17 protein-coding genes are annotated in these 19,001 nt (G+C 43.9%); 15 read left to right on the top strand and 2 right to left on the bottom strand.

What is annotated here, in order from left to right:
* Positions 1 to 12: 12 nt before the first annotated feature.
* From ACYQ0Y_RS02405 to ACYQ0Y_RS02380, 6 genes are all read left to right on the top strand, one after another.
* Positions 13 to 948, top strand: a complete 936-nt coding sequence (locus ACYQ0Y_RS02405) for a hypothetical protein (RefSeq protein ID WP_407882431.1) — start codon at positions 13 to 15, stop codon at positions 946 to 948.
* A 215-nt stretch (positions 949 to 1,163) separates the two neighbouring features.
* Positions 1,164 to 2,354 carry an elongation factor Tu gene (tuf, locus tag ACYQ0Y_RS02400; RefSeq protein WP_407882578.1) on the top strand — a complete coding sequence of 397 codons (1,191 nt, stop codon included), beginning with the start codon at positions 1,164 to 1,166 and terminating at the stop codon, positions 2,352 to 2,354.
* A 191-nt stretch (positions 2,355 to 2,545) separates the two neighbouring features.
* A complete protein-coding gene (tig, locus tag ACYQ0Y_RS02395) occupies positions 2,546 to 3,874 on the top strand; it encodes a trigger factor (protein ID WP_407882430.1) in 1,329 nt (442 codons plus the stop codon).
* Positions 3,875 to 4,110: 236 nt separating this feature from the next.
* Positions 4,111 to 5,367, top strand: coding sequence for an ATP-dependent Clp protease ATP-binding subunit ClpX (gene clpX, locus ACYQ0Y_RS02390; RefSeq protein ID WP_407882429.1), 1,257 nt, complete (start codon positions 4,111 to 4,113; stop codon positions 5,365 to 5,367).
* Positions 5,368 to 5,557: 190 nt separating this feature from the next.
* Positions 5,558 to 6,145, top strand: coding sequence for a ribosome biogenesis GTP-binding protein YihA/YsxC (gene yihA, locus ACYQ0Y_RS02385; protein ID WP_407882428.1), 588 nt, complete (start codon positions 5,558 to 5,560; stop codon positions 6,143 to 6,145).
* 25 nt (positions 6,146 to 6,170) lie between these two features.
* On the top strand, positions 6,171 to 6,473 hold the full coding sequence (locus tag ACYQ0Y_RS02380) for a nucleoside triphosphate pyrophosphohydrolase family protein (RefSeq protein WP_407882427.1): 303 nt from the start codon (positions 6,171 to 6,173) through the stop codon (positions 6,471 to 6,473).
* Between the two features lie 58 nt (positions 6,474 to 6,531).
* On the opposite strand, the gene ACYQ0Y_RS02375 is transcribed toward ACYQ0Y_RS02380, so the two are convergent.
* Complete coding sequence (locus tag ACYQ0Y_RS02375; RefSeq protein WP_407882426.1) at positions 6,532 to 6,705, bottom strand: SPJ_0845 family protein; 174 nt, start codon at positions 6,703 to 6,705, stop codon at positions 6,532 to 6,534.
* Positions 6,706 to 6,957: 252 nt separating this feature from the next.
* Here ACYQ0Y_RS02375 and ACYQ0Y_RS02370 point away from each other — a divergent pair, with 252 nt between their 5' ends.
* From ACYQ0Y_RS02370 to ACYQ0Y_RS02345, 6 genes are all read left to right on the top strand, one after another.
* The gene (locus ACYQ0Y_RS02370; protein WP_407882425.1) at positions 6,958 to 8,439 is read left to right on the top strand and encodes an ABC transporter substrate-binding protein/permease; all 1,482 of its coding nucleotides are present in this window, start codon (positions 6,958 to 6,960) and stop codon (positions 8,437 to 8,439) included.
* Positions 8,432 to 9,190: an amino acid ABC transporter ATP-binding protein gene (locus ACYQ0Y_RS02365; protein ID WP_407882424.1), complete on the top strand. Its 759-nt coding sequence runs from the start codon at positions 8,432 to 8,434 to the stop codon at positions 9,188 to 9,190. Before ACYQ0Y_RS02370 ends, ACYQ0Y_RS02365 begins: the two co-directional genes overlap by 8 nt.
* 29 nt (positions 9,191 to 9,219) lie before the next feature.
* Complete coding sequence (locus ACYQ0Y_RS02360) at positions 9,220 to 10,359, top strand: ArgE/DapE family deacylase (protein ID WP_407882423.1); 1,140 nt, start codon at positions 9,220 to 9,222, stop codon at positions 10,357 to 10,359.
* Between the two features lie 424 nt (positions 10,360 to 10,783).
* Positions 10,784 to 12,625: an excinuclease ABC subunit UvrC gene (gene uvrC, locus ACYQ0Y_RS02355; RefSeq protein WP_407882422.1), complete on the top strand. Its 1,842-nt coding sequence runs from the start codon at positions 10,784 to 10,786 to the stop codon at positions 12,623 to 12,625.
* Positions 12,626 to 12,896: 271 nt separating this feature from the next.
* Positions 12,897 to 14,219, top strand: a complete 1,323-nt coding sequence (obgE, locus tag ACYQ0Y_RS02350; protein WP_407882421.1) for a GTPase ObgE — start codon at positions 12,897 to 12,899, stop codon at positions 14,217 to 14,219.
* Positions 14,220 to 14,267: 48 nt separating this feature from the next.
* Positions 14,268 to 16,190 carry an acyltransferase family protein gene (locus ACYQ0Y_RS02345; protein ID WP_407882420.1) on the top strand — a complete coding sequence of 641 codons (1,923 nt, stop codon included), beginning with the start codon at positions 14,268 to 14,270 and terminating at the stop codon, positions 16,188 to 16,190.
* Between the two features lie 8 nt (positions 16,191 to 16,198).
* Here the strand turns inward: ACYQ0Y_RS02345 and ACYQ0Y_RS02340 are convergent, their stop codons facing one another.
* Positions 16,199 to 16,477: a hypothetical protein gene (locus ACYQ0Y_RS02340; RefSeq protein WP_407882419.1), complete on the bottom strand. Its 279-nt coding sequence runs from the start codon at positions 16,475 to 16,477 to the stop codon at positions 16,199 to 16,201.
* Between the two features lie 236 nt (positions 16,478 to 16,713).
* Between ACYQ0Y_RS02340 and rnz the strand changes: the two genes are divergently transcribed.
* The 3 genes from rnz to ACYQ0Y_RS02325 are packed head-to-tail and all read left to right on the top strand — an operon-like array spanning position 16,714 to position 18,924.
* Positions 16,714 to 17,643 carry a ribonuclease Z gene (rnz, locus tag ACYQ0Y_RS02335; RefSeq protein WP_407882418.1) on the top strand — a complete coding sequence of 310 codons (930 nt, stop codon included), beginning with the start codon at positions 16,714 to 16,716 and terminating at the stop codon, positions 17,641 to 17,643.
* Between the two features lie 37 nt (positions 17,644 to 17,680).
* Positions 17,681 to 18,550 (top strand): SDR family NAD(P)-dependent oxidoreductase, encoded by an 870-nt coding sequence (locus tag ACYQ0Y_RS02330; protein WP_407882417.1) that lies wholly within the window; start codon positions 17,681 to 17,683, stop codon positions 18,548 to 18,550.
* Positions 18,547 to 18,924, top strand: coding sequence for a lipopolysaccharide assembly protein LapA domain-containing protein (locus tag ACYQ0Y_RS02325; RefSeq protein WP_407882416.1), 378 nt, complete (start codon positions 18,547 to 18,549; stop codon positions 18,922 to 18,924). Before ACYQ0Y_RS02330 ends, ACYQ0Y_RS02325 begins: the two co-directional genes overlap by 4 nt.
* The last annotated feature ends 77 nt before the right edge of the window (positions 18,925 to 19,001 follow it).

Below are 19,001 nucleotides of genomic sequence, written 5' to 3'. Positions count from 1 at the left end.
AGTTTAATAATTATGTCGGAAGACGCATTGACTAGTCGCCAACGCGAAGTTCTCACCAAGGCTAAAAGTGCCTTTCATGGTGAAGATTACGCGCAGGCGGCTTCTTTGCTGGAAGATTTATACCTGGAAGTTCAAACAAGCAATCTTAATCATTTACTGGTCGAAGCGTTATACATGCACAAGGAATATTCTCGTGCCCGTACGTATGCGGATGATTTTTTAAACAGTTATTTGACCAATGCGACGGACATTCGTTTTCTCTTAACGTTGCTTCTGCGTGTTCATGAATTTGTCTTGGCTCATGAAATTGTGGCTGGCATTAATGATACGACGCTTAAGCGAACCGGCACCGATATGATTGCGGGAGCAGAGGCAGAAGCTCGACAAACTACGGCTGCCACAATCAAAACGATCAGTAAACAGTTTTATCATATGAGCGATCTTTCCCCAGTGCAGCAACAAGCACGATTTCAAGCAGCCTTAAAACTACCGCTGCAAGAATTTGAAACCGGAGCAAAATTTCTCTTACTTGATCCGTATCTGCATCCACTCTTTGTCGCAAGTATTTTAGAAGTGTTGCAGCGGGTTAAAGAGCCTACACCGGTGAAGTTTCGGTGGATAGACGAACAGCAGTATGAGGTAATTCCTGTCCAATTGACGCCCCTACAAGAGGAACCGGTCTATCAACAGACACAAGCCACGTTGCGTCAACAATTATCTGAGCAAGACCCTGTTGCTGAAACGTTGCTGAGCCAAGAACTTCGCTTGCAATTAACGCTTACGTATCCGTTTGTTGGGCGGGTAGTCAGTGATCAGGACGCATGGGTACGTGCGCTAATTGCCACCTATCGAGGTGACCACCTGGTGGCTAATTCGGCCGTACAACGATGGCAAAAACGATTAGATACATTAGTGAATCAGTTGGCGGCTAATGAAGACGAAAATTAATTACTTATTTTGGTTTAGAACAATCACTTGGAAAATTTTCAAGACTTTGTATTTACAAACAATGAGGCAGTATATATAATGTTTAAGGATTCTTGGGCTGAAACGGTGAAAAGTCAGTGTTTTCACTTTGTTCTCAACCGAGGATGTAGTATACTATTTTATAAAGATTCGTCAGGGCGGACCTGACATTCTTCTATCACACACTGGAGGTTTTCATTTTGGCTAAAGAACATTATGAAAGAACTAAGCCCCATGTTAACATTGGTACTATTGGCCACGTTGACCATGGGAAGACAACTTTAACTGCTGCTATTACTAAGGTTTTGGCAGAAAAGGGTTTGGCTAAGGAACAAGACTACGCTTCTATCGATGCTGCCCCTGAAGAACGTGAACGTGGGATTACGATCAACACGGCGCACGTTGAATACGAAACAGAAAAGCGTCACTACGCACATATTGATGCGCCAGGACACGCGGACTACGTTAAGAACATGATCACTGGTGCCGCTCAAATGGATGGTGCGATTTTGGTTGTTGCCGCTACTGACGGCCCAATGCCACAAACGCGTGAACACATCTTATTGGCTCGCCAAGTTGGTGTTAACTACATCGTTGTTTTCTTAAACAAGACTGATTTAGTTGACGATGACGAACTGGTTGACCTAGTTGAAATGGAAGTTCGTGAATTACTTTCCGAATACGATTTCCCTGGTGACGATGTTCCTGTTATCCGTGGATCTGCTTTGAAGGCTTTGGAAGGCGACCCAGAACAAGAAAAGGTTATCTTACACTTGATGGACGTTGTTGATGAATACATCCCAACTCCAGATCGTGACATGGACAAGCCTTTCTTGATGCCTGTTGAAGATGTCTTCACGATCACTGGTCGTGGGACCGTTGCTTCTGGTCGTATTGACCGTGGGACGATTAAGGTCGGCGATGAAGTTGAAATCGTTGGATTACGTGACGACGTTTTGAAGACCACAGTTACTGGTCTTGAAATGTTCCGTAAGACACTTGACTTAGGTGAAGCCGGCGATAACGTTGGTGCTTTGCTTCGTGGGATTGACCGTGAACAAGTTGTCCGTGGACAAGTGCTTGCCGCACCTGGTTCAATCCAGACGCACAAGAAGTTCAAGGGTGAAGTCTACATCCTGACAAAAGATGAAGGTGGTCGTCACACACCATTCTTCTCAAACTACCGTCCTCAATTTTACTTCCACACCACTGATATCACTGGTGTTATCGAATTGCCTGATGGTGTTGAAATGGTTATGCCTGGTGATAACGTTACGTTCACTGTTGAACTGATCGAACCAGCTGCCATTGAAAAAGGTACTAAGTTCACTGTTCGTGAAGGTGGACACACGGTTGGTGCCGGTGTTGTTTCTGAAATCGACGACTAATTTTAGTTCGTTTAATTCTGAAACAAACAAAAAGCTCAGCGTTTGCTGGGCTTTTTTTGTATCACAAAAAGAAAGATACGCCGATTTATCGCTGCATTGGTTTACAAGCAAGCACCTGTAAGTTACACTATTAAGCGTATGCAATTTAACAGAAGTCTTGAATGTATGACTTCAATTGGAGGAATTTTTACATGGTCGCTAAAGCAGAATTTGCTAAAAAAGAAGGCAACCAAGGCGAATTGACGTTCTCAATCGCTAATGACCAAATCCAAAAGGGATTGGATCAAGCCTTCGCTAAAACTCGTCAACAACTAAACGTTCCTGGTTTTCGTAAGGGCAAAGTTCCTCGCGCTATCTTCAACCAAATGTATGGTGAAGAATCATTGTACAACGACGCGTTGAACATCATTTTACCGGACGCTTACTCTAAGGCTGTCGAAGAAGCTGGCATTACACCGGTGGACCAACCTCAAATTGACGTTAAAAGTATGGAGAAGGGTAAAGACTGGGTCTTAAAGGCTGATGTCACAGTCGCTCCTGAAATTAAGTTAGGTGAATACAAAGGTGTGACGGTTCCTAAGCAAAGCACTACTGTAACTGCTAAACAAGTCAATGAAGAATTAGACAAAATGCGTGAACAACAGGCTGAGTTAGTCTTAAAAGAAGACAAGCCAGCTGAAAATGGCGACACGGTTGTAATCGATTTTGATGGTTCTGTTGATGGCGACCATTTTGATGGTGGTAAAGCAGAAAATTACAGTCTTGAATTAGGTTCTAACTCCTTTATTCCTGGTTTTGAAGATCAATTAGTTGGACATAAAGCTGATGAAGATATTCAGGTCAAAGTCACGTTCCCTAAAGATTACCAAGCTGAGAATTTAGCTGGTAAAGATGCTATTTTTGACGTCAAGATTCATGAAGTTAAGACGAAGGAACTGCCTGAATTAGACGATGAATTTGCCAAGGATGTTGACGAAGATGTGGATAGTTTAGACGAATTAAAAGCTAAAACCAAGGATCGCTTGAAGGAAGAAAAGAAGCAGTCTGCTCACGATGCTGTTGAAGATGCAGCAATCAATGCCGCTGTTGATAACGCCGAGGTTATCGGTGGTAAAATTCCTGATGCCATGATGGATGAAGATATTCATCGTCAGATGGACCAGTATCTTGCCCAAATGGCACAACAAGGTATTAACCCGGAAACTTACTACAAGATCACTGGAACCACCGAGGAAGATTTGCATAAGCAATTCGCACCAGATGCTGAACGACGGGTTAAGACGAACTTAGTCTTGGAAGCCATCGTTGACGCTGAAAAGCTTGCAGCAACTGATGCCGATGTTGATGCCGAGGTTAAGGAACTGGCTGGTCAATATGGTATGGAAGAAGATGCTGTACGTTCTGCATTGACATCCGATATGTTGAAACACGACATTGCCATTAAAAAAGCCGTTGACTTAATTGCTGACAATGCTAAGCAAGAAAGCAAAAAGTCAGAATCAAAGAGTGATAAAGACTAAGTCGTTGCTTTTTAAAGAGTGATTGTGTTAAAAATGAGTGGCCAATTTTGGTTGCTCATTTTTTAATGATGACAATTGAACATCATCGGCAGTTGCGCCAAATCTAATCTTTGGTGTTTGGACTGTGCGTGGATAAAGCAGGACGTTAGCTGTCTGACGCAGAATCTGCTATGATGTTGATAGTCAATTGGTGAAAATACGCACCAGTAGTGAAATTTATGAGAGCGAGGCTGCTAATGTTTGATAATACAGATCCCAACGGCCCAGTAACCTGTTCATTTTGTGGGAAGTCACAAGACCAAGTGAAGAAAATTGTGGCCGGGCCTGGCGTCTACATTTGTAATGAATGTATCGATTTATGTAAAGAAATCATTGATGAAGAATTCGCTGAAGACGCAGCGAGCCAAGTTTTGGACGTACCAACGCCTGCTGAAATGGTGAAAACGTTGGATCAATATGTCATTGGTCAAAATGAAGCAAAGCGCACATTGTCCGTGGCGGTTTATAACCACTATAAGCGGATCAATGAGTTGAGTGCTGAGGATGATGGCACTGAACTTCAAAAGAGTAACATTAGTATCATCGGCCCTACTGGTTCTGGTAAAACCTACTTGGCCCAGAGTTTAGCTAAGATCTTAAATGTACCGTTTGCGATTGCTGATGCCACAACATTGACGGAAGCTGGTTATGTGGGTGAAGATGTCGAAAATATCTTGTTGAAGCTTTTGCAAAATGCCGACTACGATGTTGATCGTGCAGAACACGGTATTGTGTATATCGACGAAATTGATAAAATCGCTAAGAAGAGTGAAAATGTTTCAATCACTCGTGATGTCTCTGGTGAAGGGGTACAACAAGCACTTCTAAAGATTTTAGAGGGAACCACAGCTAATGTGCCACCTCAGGGCGGGCGCAAGCACCCCCAGCAGGAATTTATTCAAATTAACACGACAAATATCTTATTTATCGTCGGTGGCGCGTTTGATGGCATTGAGAATATTGTCAAGAATCGGTTGGGTGAGAAAACAATCGGTTTCGGCACAGACTCGGCCAATAAGAGCGAAGTTGCCAATATGACGGATAAGGATATCATGCAACATGTTGTGCCTGAAGATTTATTGGAATTTGGCTTGATTCCTGAATTTATCGGCCGGTTGCCAATTTTGACAGCGCTGGAGAAGCTTGATGAAGATGACTTGATCCGGATCCTGACGGAACCCAAGAATGCGTTAGTCAAGCAATATACAAAGCTCATCGGCCTAGATGGTGTGAAGCTGGAGTTCACACGACCGGCTCTACGAGAAATGGCCAAGTTGGCGATTGCTCGTGATACAGGTGCACGTGGGTTGCGTTCAATCATGGAAGCGACGATGCGTGACATTATGTTCGAATTACCAAGTCGTGATGATGTTGAGAAAGTTGTCTTGACTAAAGATACTGTGGTCAATCATGCGCAACCAGAAATGGTTTTAAAAAGTGAAAAGGCATCTTAGACATCCTTAAAATGATATTGCGAACAAAAGGGGTCTATGTCCAAGGGGACATAGACCCCTTTTGTTCGTTCAGCATCAGTTTATAAAATAATCCAGTTCATCAAACCGACCGATTTTTGGCGTGGCTATGCTATGATAGAAGCGCTGGAACTAATGTGATGAATGGTGATTAAATCAGGAGGTAGCACGCGTGGAGGTACATGAAGTTAATTTAACAATTAGTGCGGTAGCGCCAAAACAATATCCGGACGGCGGTTTACCAGAGATTGCCTTGGCCGGGCGGTCCAATGTTGGCAAATCTTCATTGATCAATACTTTAATCAATCGAAAAGCCTACGCACGGACATCTAGTCAGCCGGGCAAAACGCAAACGCTAAACTTCTATAATGTAGAACAACAAGTCTACTTTGTTGATGTTCCTGGATATGGATTTGCAAAAGTTTCCAAAAAGGCCCGCGAAGCCTTTGGGCAGATGATCGAAACGTATTTGAGTACACGCAAACCACTACGCGGCGTAATTTTACTGGTGGATGCCAGGCATGACCCGTCTGAGGATGATATTAGTATGTATGATTGGCTAACTTACTACGACATTCCGTTATTAGTGGTGGCCACGAAGTCCGATAAAATTGCAAAGGGGAAGTGGAATCAATCAGAAAGCCGTATTCGCAAAGGTTTGGGCATGCAGGCAAGTGCGCCATTTATTCAGTTCTCCGCCGAAACTAAACAGGGGAAAGCAGTAGTTTGGCAGTGGATTGAACAACAGGCAGCCTTGTAAAACGCGATGGCTAAAGGAGAAAATTATGGAATTTAATCATTATCAGGACGAAGCTAAGCGTACCTTATTTGGTAACGAACAAGTGCTGACTAATCTGACCTTGGGTGTCGCCAATGAGGCTGGCCAAGTTGTCGATTTGGTGCAACGTTACACCTTTCAGGGCCGGACATTAGACAAGGAGAAGTTGACTCATGAATTGGGCGATACATTATGGTATCTGTCACAAATTGCCGAGTGGGCTAATATTGATTTTGAAGAAGTTGCTCAACAGAACCTGGCAGAGTTGAATCAACGTTATCCGGATCCGCAGCACGCTAAATGGGAATGAACCCAAATAAAAATGGTCAACGATGCAATTACATCGTTGACCATTTTTAATGGCTGTTTTACTGATCGTTTGATTGATCTGCTTTTTTCTCCGTCGTGGCCGACTTTTCTTTATCGGTCAAATGTTCACGTTTTAATGGTGTTTTGGAAGGATCTTTAACGTCTTTTGGATCTAATGCAAACTGATCGAATAATTTGTCAAGGTCATCGCGGCGCTTAAATTGTAATCCCATCAGGGCGGTACCTCCTCGTATCAAGTTGCGGCTATTGTAGCAGATTTTAACGTTAAACAAAACTACGCCGATTTCAACCGGCGTGAAGCCTAATGCGCGAGAATGATGAAAGAATATCAACAAAAGATGAATATTTGCTTGAATATCCGCCTAAAAATGTATATTTAGTCTATTTTTTCATTTTATGTTGCATATTTTTTCATATTAGCCTATACTCAATTTCATTATCAAATCGATGGGGGACAACAGTAGATGAAAAAAATCATGAATTGGTGCTTACTCGTGTTTGCTTTATTATTAACACTGGGCATCACTGCACCAGGTAGGGCTGACTCGACACCGGCAACTGACAATTATTTAACCAATGTGAAGGCCAAAGGTGAATTAGTTGTGGGGACGAGTCCAGATTTTCCCCCATATGAATTCACTAAAAACGTCAATGGACAATCAAAAGTGGTGGGGATGGATATTGACATCGCTAAGAAAGTTGCCAAAGATATGGGTGTCAAATTAGTCATCAAACGAATGGATTTTGATTCGCTGTTAGTTGCATTGCAGACTGGTAAAGTTGATATGGTGATTGCGGGGATGAGCAAGACACCAAAACGGGCCCAAAGTGTTGATTTCTCCGACGTTTACTACAAATCTGGGGAAGATTTGGTGATTCGGAAAGCAGATTTGAAATCAATCAAGAGCTACAAATCTTTAGCTGGTAAAGCGATTGGCGCTCAAACTGGATCCATTCAATATAACTTGGTCAAAAAGCAGGCCACTAAATCAACGTTAAAGGGTATGGATAAGGATACCGATTTAGTATTAGCACTACAAACGAATAAAATCGACGCAATCGCGTTAGATTCACCGACGGCCGAAGCTTATGCGAAAAACACCGACGGCTTAGTGGCCATTAACGCACATTTTAAAGATGACGGTGAACAAGGCTCTGCCATCGCTTTTCCGAAGGGCGCTCAATCGATGGTTAATTCGGCCAATAAATCAATCGTAGAAATTAAACAAAAACATCTCATTCAAAAAGAATATTTGCCAGATGCTGGAAAATATTTAGCTACCGGTAAATCGAAGCAAGCACAAAATGCTAATTCAATGTGGGCCTACAAAGATTTCTTTGTAGCTGGTGTCGGCTATACGTTGATGATCTCCGCCGTCTCAGTTGTATTGGGCTTCTTATTGGGGACATTGTTAGCGCTAATGCGATTGAGCAAGAATAAACTCGCAAATGCAATTTCAGTAAGTTATATCGAATTTGTGCGGGGCACGCCATTAATGGTCCAAATTTTATTCATTTACTTTGGTCTTGGGGTTGTCGTGAATATTCCCGCCTTATTGTCCGGGATTATTGCTGTTTCCCTAAACTCTGGAGCTTACGTAGCAGAAGTGATTAGGTCCGGTATTAATTCCATTGCAATTGGTCAGACGGAAGCTTCGCGTTCGTTAGGACTATCTCAATCAATGACGATGCGGTACATTATTTTGCCCCAAGCGATGAAGAATATCTGGCCAGCTTTAGGTAATGAATTTGTCTCTTTGATTAAAGAAAGTTCGATTGTTTCGATTATTGGGGTTAAAGACCTGATTTATCAGTCACGGATTGTGCAAGCTGACACGTATCGTGGCGTTATGCCTTTAATCATTACGATGATCTTGTACTTTATCATGACCTTTGGTTTGTCCCGGGCAATGAAGTTCTTTGAAGGGAGAATGTCACATGAATAACCAGCAAGAAACGACCCCCGTATTAGCGGTGCAACACTTGAAGAAAGTGTTTGGCAAAAATGAAGTGTTAAAAGATATTGATGAAGCGGTTGAAAATGGGCAAGTCATTTGTTTGATTGGTCCATCTGGAGCTGGTAAAAGTACCTTTTTGCGATGCCTTAACATGTTAGATCAACCTACTTCTGGTGCCGTGATCTTTGAAGGCGATGATCTCACTAAGCTAGATGAAAAGCACTTGGATCAAATGCGCGAACAGATGGGGATGGTGTTCCAGAGTTTTAACTTATTCCCTCACAAAACTGTGTTGGAAAACATTAAGTTAGCGCCCATGAAAGTCAAAGGCGTTGCCGAATCAGCAGCGACAGCTGACGCCCATCGATTATTGCAGCAAGTGGGGCTAGATGACAAAGCTGATGCATTTCCGGCGAGTCTATCCGGTGGTCAGCAGCAACGGGCTGCGATTGCAAGAGCCTTGGCCATGAATCCGAAAGTGATGTTATTTGATGAACCGACTTCCGCGTTAGATCCTGAAATGGTAGGAGAAGTTTTAAAGGTCATGCAGGATCTTGCCAAAGCAGGGATGACCATGGTGGTCGTAACCCACGAAATGGGTTTTGCTCGGACAGTGGCCGATAAAGTGTGGTTTATGGCCGACGGGTACATTCAAGAATCAGCGACACCTACAGATTTCTTTGATCACCCGCAAACCGAGCGTGCTAAAGATTTTCTGGCTAAAATTCTGGAAGCCTAACGTCGGAGCGTGGAGGAAAAAATAATATTATGGAACAAACGGCGGCATTAAAAATTTTAACTGATTTAATTGCAATTCCTTCGGTCAACGATCGTGAGGCTCAAGTTGCCGATTATTTGACCGAATTGTTTAAAGATCAACCGGCCCAAATTGAGCGAGTCACTTATGCGCCAGGGCGAGACAATCTCGTGATTACAATTGGTAACCATGGTCCAATCCTTGGTTTTTCGGGGCATGAAGATGTTGTGGCTGCAGGCGATCCAGTGGCTTGGCAATATCCACCATTTTCTGGAACCATTGCCGATGGAAAAGTTTATGGACGTGGCGCTAGTGATATGAAGGCGGGTTTAGCCGCGCAAGTGGTCGCAATGCTAGATTTATTATCAACGCACGCATCACTGCCCGGACAGATTCGTTTATTGGCCTCTGTGGGCGAGGAAACGGGTGAATATGGTGCCGCTCAGCTCACAGAAGCTGGTTTTGCCGATGATTTATCAGGTTTAGTGATCGGTGAACCGAGTGGATTTGACATTAAAGTTACGCATAAGGGCGTGATTGATTATCGCCTTGAATCGCTTGGTAAAGGGGCTCATGCGTCACGACCAGATCAGGGGGTTAATGCAATTGAGCCGCTGATTGCTTTTGCTCAACAGGTACGAGACGCAATGTCGAATAATGATCAAAAGGACCCGGTCCTAGGCGGTTTGACCCACGTATTGAGTCAAATTCATGGTGGTGAGCAAATCAACTCCGTCCCTGCACAGGCTTGGTTAACTGGTAATATTCGCACAATTCCTGCTTATCCAAACAATGTTGTAATGAATCAACTAGCTAACATTGTGGATCGATTAAATGCACAAGGAGCCCAATTAACGCTCAACTATAGCTATCCGGAGCCTCCGCTACCAAGCCAGGCTGATACTAAGCTGGCAAAAATTGCTGCCGATTTACTCCAAACAAACTTTCATCGTGGCGGTCACTTGGTAGCTGGCACTGGGGCGACAGATGCTTCGGAATATACTAAGGCTGGGAAGCTACCGATTATTATCGTCGGACCAGCTGCCGGTACAACGGATCATCAGGTTAACGAATTTGTCGATGTGGACGATTACTTAGTTGGTTGTGACTTCTATCGCCAGTTAGCTGAGACTTTCTGGGCGGCCAATTAGGCCAGTTTAAGAGAACAAATTTGACAATGATCGCTTAATCTATTTGTCCATTTTAAAAAAGTTCCAACGCGCGCTCAAAATGAGTTGCACGTTGGAACTTTTCAATTATTCGGCAAGTTTGGCGTTAGCAACTTGTTGGTGGTTGTCGTAAAATTTAAACGGTTACAATTTTAAGCACGAATGGGAAACAATTTGGCCAGTGCTGAAAACTCAATTTGGGAGAAATGCCTTGGTTATCAATGAATTCTGATTGAAGTTGGCTACTTCATTTGAAAAGTTTGCGATTTCACCTAAGCCTGAGCTAGTGCTCAGCAAAACCGGGCTTGTTCCACTCTGTGTTTATTAATAAGCCATTTTACTTTTTCGAACGGATGTTCTTGCGGTATACTAAACATACGATTTTACAGAAGACGGAGGCAAAAGTGTGGCGTCCGAACACATTGAACACAAGTTAGCCTTGTTGCCTGACATGCCGGGTTGTTATTTGATGAAAGATATCAACGGCAAAATCATTTATGTCGGTAAGGCCAAAAATTTAAAGAATCGGGTTCGTTCGTATTTTAAAAGTGCCCATGAAGGTAAGACAGCGCAGCTAGTGGCGCATATTGTTGATTTTGAAACGATCATTACCTCAACGGATAAAGAAGCGTTTTTACTAGAAATTACGCTAATTCAAAAGCATCAGCCCTATTACAACATTAAATTGAAGCGGGGGACTGGCTATCCCTACATCAAAATCACGCATGAACGAGATCCTAAAATGGTGATTGCTAACGATGTGAAAAAGGATAGCGGCTATTATTTTGGGCCTTATCCGAATGTTTATGCCGCTGAAGAAACATTGCACTTTCTGCAGAAAGTTTATCCGCTGCGCCGTTGTTCGGGATACCAAGGCCGTCCATGTTTGTATTATCATATGGGACAATGCCTTGGGGCTTGTTTTAAAGAAGTGCCCAGAAGCGCCTATGATGAGCAAATTAAACGGATTAAGTCATTCTTAAACGGAAATACAGGACGAGTGATTAAACATCTGCAAGCACAGATGACCGAGGCAGCTGAAAAGTTAGAGTTCGAGCGGGCCGCTGATTTACGTGATCAATTGCACTACATCGACGTTACGGTGGAGAAACAAAAGATTATTAGTAACGATCAGACACCTCGCGATATTTTCAATTTTTATTTGGATAAAGGCTGGTTGTCAATTCAAGTTTTTTTTGTTCGGCAAGCACGCTTGATGAAACGTGAAAAGCGCCTGTTCCCGGTGGTTTCGACAGCACCGGAGGAAATGCAAACGTTTATCATGCAATTTTATAATCGCAAAAACGCAATCTTACCTAAGGAAATTCTTGTCCCAAGTTCAATTGACGCTGATAGTCGACGGGCAATTGAAGAAGTCTTGAATGTTGCCGTTAATGTACCGCAACGCGGGGTACGCCGAGATCTGATGGAAATGGCTGGCAAAAATGCCCGCTTAGTCCTAGAAGAAAAATTTCGGTTATTAGAGTTAGACGAGCATAAAACGACCGGTGCGATGCAGGAGATTGCCGATGTAATGAAATTACCTCCAATTAAACGGATTGAAGCATTCGACCATTCCCATGAACAGGGGGCTGACTTAGTTTCGGCGATGGTTGTCTTTGAAGACGGTTTGCCGAATAAAAAACTATATCGTAAGTACAAATTAAAGACTGTCGATCATGCGGATGAATCGGCTAGCACGATGGAGGTCATCCGCCGACGGTATTCGCGACTATTAAAAGAACATGCGGACTTACCGGATTTAATCTTGATGGATGGCGGGGCGATTCAGATGAACGCCGCCAAAGATGTATTGGAAAACGAACTGGGGTTAGACATTCCTGTGGCTGGAATGGTCAAAAATGATCATCACCGAACTGCGGATCTGATGTTTGGCGAACGGGACGAACATTTGAATCTGGATCCGAAATCACAGGGCTTTTACCTATTGCAGCGGATTCAAGATGAAGTTCATCGCTTTGCGATCACCTTCCACCGGCAATTGCACAACAAGAACTCATTAAGTTCTAGGCTGGATGAGATTCAAGGTGTTGGACCAAAAACACGAGCCAAATTGCTTAAAAAATATGGTTCGTTGAAAAAGATTGCTAATGCTTCAGTCGGCGATTTGAGAGAACTTGGTCTATCCGAAACAGTCGCCCAGACGGTTCACGTGGCCGTGGGTGCGATGGTCACAGGAGAAGCGCAACAGTCATTAAGTTACCTCGATCGTCAGCAAAATAATTAACAGATGTCAATAATCGTGAGAGCGGGGCATAAGTCAAACGACTTATGCCTCGCTCTCTACGATTTAAGTTGACTATGAAATTTAGATTTTGCTTTTGTCCTAAATCCTTCATTTATAATAGTTAACGATTTTTTTATTTCGTTTAAAACGTCGATAACGCGGTTTCTGTTTGCCCTTCGGCGGATCGCACTGTACAATGGTGAGAGCGGAATTGAACGAATGAAGCACGGTCAGGAACCGTGAGCAGATACAACAAGAGACGGAGAATAAAATGGCATTTGTAGATCAAGCAACAATTGAAGTAAAGGGCGGTAACGGCGGCAACGGAATTGTTTCCTTTCGTCGAGAAAAATTTGTTGCCAATGGTGGACCATTTGGTGGTGATGGCGGTCATGGTGGTAATGTCATCATGGTTGTTGACGAAGGTCTGCGCACGTTAATGGACTTTCGGTATAACCGCCATTATAAGGCTAAACATGGCGGTAACGGGATGACAAAGGGAATGACTGGTCGATCCGCGGTGGATTTGATCGTTAAGGTGCCTGGCGGAACCATTATTCGAGATTTAGATACAGATGAAGTGTTAGGTGATCTCACGGAACCCGGCGAACAGTTAGTTATTGCCAAGGGTGGCCGTGGTGGCCGTGGCAATATGAAATTTGCGACACCAAAAAACCCTGCTCCCGAGATCGCTGAAAATGGTGAGCCCGGGCAAGAGCGTCGTATTGGCTTAGAGCTTCAATTGTTAGCTGATGTGGGGTTGGTTGGTTTTCCTTCCGTCGGTAAATCAACACTGATGTCAGTCATTACGAATGCGAAGCCGAAAATCGCCGCCTATCATTTTACGACGATTGATCCCAATATCGGCATGGTTCGTTTAGAAGACGGACGCGACTTTGTGATGGCCGACTTGCCAGGATTGATTGAAGGTGCAAGTGATGGGGTGGGACTTGGATTCCAATTCTTACGACACGTGGAAAGAACCCGGGTTTTGCTTCATTTAGTCGCAATGGGCGGCGATGAATTTATGGATGAAACGACGAGTCAGTTGCCAATTGATGCTTTTCGAGCCATCAATAAGGAGTTAGGAGAATACGATGCGGATTTACTGGAGCGACCGCAGATCGTAGTGGCTACTAAGATGGACTTGCCTGGTGCCCAAGAGCGCTTTGACGCGTTCAAGGCCGCCATCGCCGCAGATGATAGCCTATCGACTACGCCGCAAGTGCTCGCCATCTCATCAGTGACGCACGAAGGACTGACGCCATTGATTAATGCGACCGCCGATCTATTGGCGACAACACCAGTCTTTAAGCCAGCAGTGGATGAACCAACGGATGGCGTACTATATCAATTTGATCCAGAAGAAGTTCCAGCATTCACTGTTGATCAAGACGAGGATGGCACGTGGGTACTCAGTGGTGACAAACTTGAACGGTTATTTAAGATGACGAATACACAACATGAGCAAAGCATGATTCGTTTTGCCCGCCAATTACGAGGTCTGGGAGTCGATGATGCTCTGCGAGAGGCTGGAGCTAAGGATGGCGATATGGTTCAGATCTTAGACTTTACGTTTGACTTTATTGAATAATCGCATTGCCAGCAAGATGAGTTTGTGAGGAAATTAGAGGGTTTTCACATGGCAGTAAAAACAGTGCCTAAACAGCGGCACTATATCACTGGTATCGATGGTTTTCGAACCATTGCGGTACTGGGTGTCATTGCATATCATTTGTTACCTGCGTTTTTACCAGGTGGGTTCCTTGGGGTACCCATCTTTTTTGGTCTGACTGGTTATTTAGTGACCGATAGTTTTTTGAACCAGATCCATCATGGAAATGCATTTTCAGTTGGACAATTTTATCGTCATCGGTTAAAACGATTGTCACCGGCATTATTTGCCATGTTGATTAGTACCAGTGCCTATATCACGGTGTTTGCCCGGCCGCTGCTGGCTGGTTTACGCGCAACAATTATTACGAATGTGCTGTACGTCTATAATTGGTTTGAAATTGGCCACGGCCAATCTTATTTTGATCGATTTAACGGTGAGTCGCCGTTTACGCACCTGTGGACATTATCCATTGAGGGACAGTTTTATCTAATCTGGCCATTTGTGATTTGGGGGCTCGTCAAATGGTTGAAACAACGAGCCAAAATTGCCAGCACATTGACCGGATTAGCCATTTTGTCAATGATGCTGATGGCTATTTTGTATCACGGTGATGCGAGCATCAATCGAGTTTATTACGGTTCGGATACGCGGGCTTTTTCCCTGTTCTTGGGCGCCGCGTTGGCAACGATTTGGCCATCACGTCAGCTTAATTCCCAGCTTAAAGCCGGGGGACGACGGCTGTTGAACTGGATCGGTGGGCTTAGCTTAACGGTTATGGTCCTAATGTATTGGTTAATCTCAGGAACAGATGCCATCACCTATCACGGCGGCATGGCTTTGTTTTCGGTACTCACGACTTTAATGATTGCGGTGATTGTTCATCCAGGAGCTAGTTGGAATCGCTGGTTAACCAACCCCGTATTCACATGGATCGGTAAACGAAGTTATGGTATTTATCTATATCAATTTCCGGTAATGGTTTTCTATGAGCAGCGCGTCGTGAACGTCGCGGCTCATCCAGTGCTTAATTCATTGGTCGAACTGATACTGATTTTGGCAGTGACAGAATTATCGTATCGATTGATCGAACAGCCGTTAGCTGGTCGAAGCTGGACTGTAAACTGGCGTCAACGGCAGCATGAAATACGGCAACCGATGCAATGGTTTAATCAACCGGTGAAGTTAGGGACTATCGGTGTGATGTTAGTTTTAACCTTGTTAACTTTGATCGGTTTCGTGCAAGCGCCAAGCCATGTTAATGGTGCCAAAAACGCGCAAGCTAAGCAGATCGATGCGGCCGGAAAACGAGCAGATGTGCGTAATCGCAAAATAGCAAAAGAAAAAGCCGCGCTAAATGCCTCACGAAAGGAAAAGCGGCAAACAAACGCGGCAGCTGATAAACAATTGAATCCATCACAAAAACAGACGGCTGCCAAGTTCAAATTAACCCCTGCTACGATGCTAGCGGCGCAACAGACCTCAGTGACGGCAATTGGTGACTCCGTATTGGTAGATAACGCAGATAACCTGCAGCAAGTTTTTGGTCATGCTTATGTGGACGCAAAAGTTGGTCGGCAAGTTTGGCAAGCGCCCGCCGTTATTTCTGATCTTAAAAATCGCCACCTCTTGGCACCTAATGTGATTATTAATCTAGGGACGAATTCGCCGATGACTCAAGGACAAGTCGATGATGTGTTGAAAGCCATTGGTCCAAAACGGCGAGTGTTCTGGGTTAACACCGTGGTGCCAACAAAGAACTGGCAAAATCAGGTTAACGACTTAATTAAATTTAATGCGGATCGCTCTAAACAGGTTTATTTGGTGGATTGGTACGGTCTTAGTCATAATCAACCCAGTTGGTTTGGCGAAGATCATGTGCATCCTAATCCGGCGGGGAGCCTCGCTTATACTAAGCTAGTCGTCCAAACAATCGTTGATCGACACTAAACAGACCTTTACATGAAAACTAGTTTTTCACCGATTAGTCGATAGCCAAATAATTCTCGGTTGGTTGGCAGCATAACAATACGCCAGTGACCGGGAATTCTTTTTGTTCGTGTGTTAAATTGATCCAAGGTGATGGGATAATTAGTTCCAACCCGTAATTGCAAGCGATGCGTTGCTGAGTCGATCTCGATACCAGTTACAGGTTGAGGATTGGTTCCATCATAAATGAAGAGTGGTCGATTAAGATCGTAATCAGCTGTCGCAAAGGAAAAATCAACGAGACGCATAGAAAACCTCCTGATAAGTACGGTCATCATAGCACAATCGACTCACATTCTGCTGTCAAGCAAGTGACGATCAGCTCGATGGATGGGCACGGAATCAAACTGCTGACCGTGTACTTCCATTGTTTTTTATGGTTAAGTTCAGTAAAATTGAGAGCAGATTATTTTTTGAAACTAGGGCAAATGACCGATCAATGAATGATGATGGGTTATTTTTAAATTTAGGAAACGGGATAGATATGGAAATTGAATTTTTAGGAACAGGTGCTGGTTCGCCGGCGAAGGCGCGTAATGTTTCTAGTTTAGCGCTGAAATTATTGGATGAACGAAATGCGTTGTGGTTATTTGATTGTGGAGAAGCTACCCAACATCAAATCTTAAATACCACAATTAAACCCCGTAAGATCGAAAAAATTTTTATTACCCATTTACACGGTGATCATTTGTTCGGACTACCTGGATTATTGAGTTCTCGCTCATTTCAAGGTGGCAATGAACCGCTTACGATTTATGGACCGCGAGGCATCAAAGAGTACGTTCAGACAAGTCTCCGGTTGTCCGAATCTGGACTGACCTACCCGCTAAAATTTGTGGAATTAAATGGCGATGGTATCATTTTTGATGACGCCACGTTCACTGTGTCTTGCAAACGATTGGATCACAAGATTTTAACTTTTGGTTATCGAGTCGTTGAAAAAGATCATCGCGGCGAATTGTTAGTCGATAAATTAAGAACAGAAAAGGTGCCATCGGGCCCGGTTTACGGACAGTTGAAGGCCGGGAAAACAGTTACTTTACCAGATGGGCGAACGCTTAATGGACAAGATTTCATCGGTCCAGCCCAAAAAGGGCGAATTGTGACGATTCTCGGCGACACGCGAAAAAATCGGCGCTCCATTGAATTAGCGGTAGATGCAGATGTTTTGGTTCACGAAAGCACCTTTGCTGCAGATGAAACCAAAATGGCGCATAATTACTATCACTCAACAAGTGAACAGGCGGCTCAAGTGGCTCGCGATGCACATGTTGGCCGACTACTGTTGAATCATATCTCGGCGCGTTATAATGGCAGAGGAGCCAAAGAGTTAGAGCGCGAAGCACAACGAACATTCAAGCGGAGTAAAGTTGTGCGGGATTTTGATATCATTGACATTCCTTTCAAAAAATAAGGCGGACTACTAGCTGGTCGGCCCAGAGGTGAGTAGAATGATGAATTTATCGAGCAAACTAAAAGAATTACGTAATTTGAAAAATCGAATTGTGTTAATTACGGGTGCATCATCCGGGATTGGCCAGGCCACGGCTTTTGAGGCTGCTCAGCGAGGCGCCATTGTCGTCTTAATTGCGCGTAACCAGCAAAAGTTAAAGCAGGTGGCGCAACAGTGTATGATTTACTCTGGTCGGCCCGCGTTTGCCTATCCGTTGGATTTAAGCGATGCAGATGCGGTTGATGAGACATTAACGTTGATCGGGCATGAAGTCGGATCCGTTGACGTCGTGATTAATGCCGCCGGTTTTGGCGATATGGAACCTGGTTTGGAGACCGATGCGGCCTTAACACAAAAGATGTTTGCTGTTAATGTATTAGGCCTCATTTACATTACACGCAGATTAGCGAGTCAAATGATTGATAAACATTATGGGGCAATTGTAAATATTGCTTCAGTTGCTGCCTTAATTCCAACCCCGAACTCAGCTGTGTACACGGCAACCAAGGCTGCAGTGACGGGGTATAGCGACGTTATGCGTCAAGAGTTACAACCTTTTGGGATCCAGGTTACAACGGTAAACCCTGGACCAGTGGCCACAAACTTCTTTAACGTAGCTGATCAACAGGGTGATTATTTGGCGCGTGTCGCTAGCTTTACGGTGACACCACAACTAGTTGCCCAGCGAATCATTGATGCCATTGGGTACCATGTGCGCAGCTTAGTCATTCCACGTTATTTCCGTTCACTTGCCGTGGCCTATCATTTAATGCCCGGGGTTGGTGACTTTATCATGTCACAAGTGTTCAAGCCACGACCAGCTAAACGGATTCATTTGAGTGAATCGAGTCAGGAGTCCGTCGAATGAGGAATCAATGGCGACTGGTGGTTGGCTTGCTGTTGGTTTTGATCATCGCGATTTTTGCCGTAATGAATGGCAATTCAGTACCAATTCACTTTGGTTTTACAACGGTGAGATGGCCAATGATTTTAATCTTGATTGTTTCACTGTTGCTCGGCGCGTTGATTACGGTATTAGTTTCAGCGGGTGGTCACCATGATAAGGAACCTAATGAAGCTAAAGTGGGTCAGGAAAATGTTCAATTGAAACAGCAAAACCAAACATTAACGCAAAAAAACAATCAATTAGATCAATTGATTAAGCAACGCGAACAGACGATTGAAACGCTGCAACAACAACTAGGTACGAAATCGCCGACTGACGACCATTTAACACGCTAGTTGTTGGGCTAATAAAACAGCCAGACCTTTTTATGGTCTGGCTGCTTGCTGTTATGTTGAATTAAATCAGTTTGAAT

It is taken from the genome of Furfurilactobacillus curtus (assembly GCF_054657915.1).
Note: the sequence above shows the minus strand (reverse complement) of the source record. Positions and strands in the feature narration are given on the sequence as shown.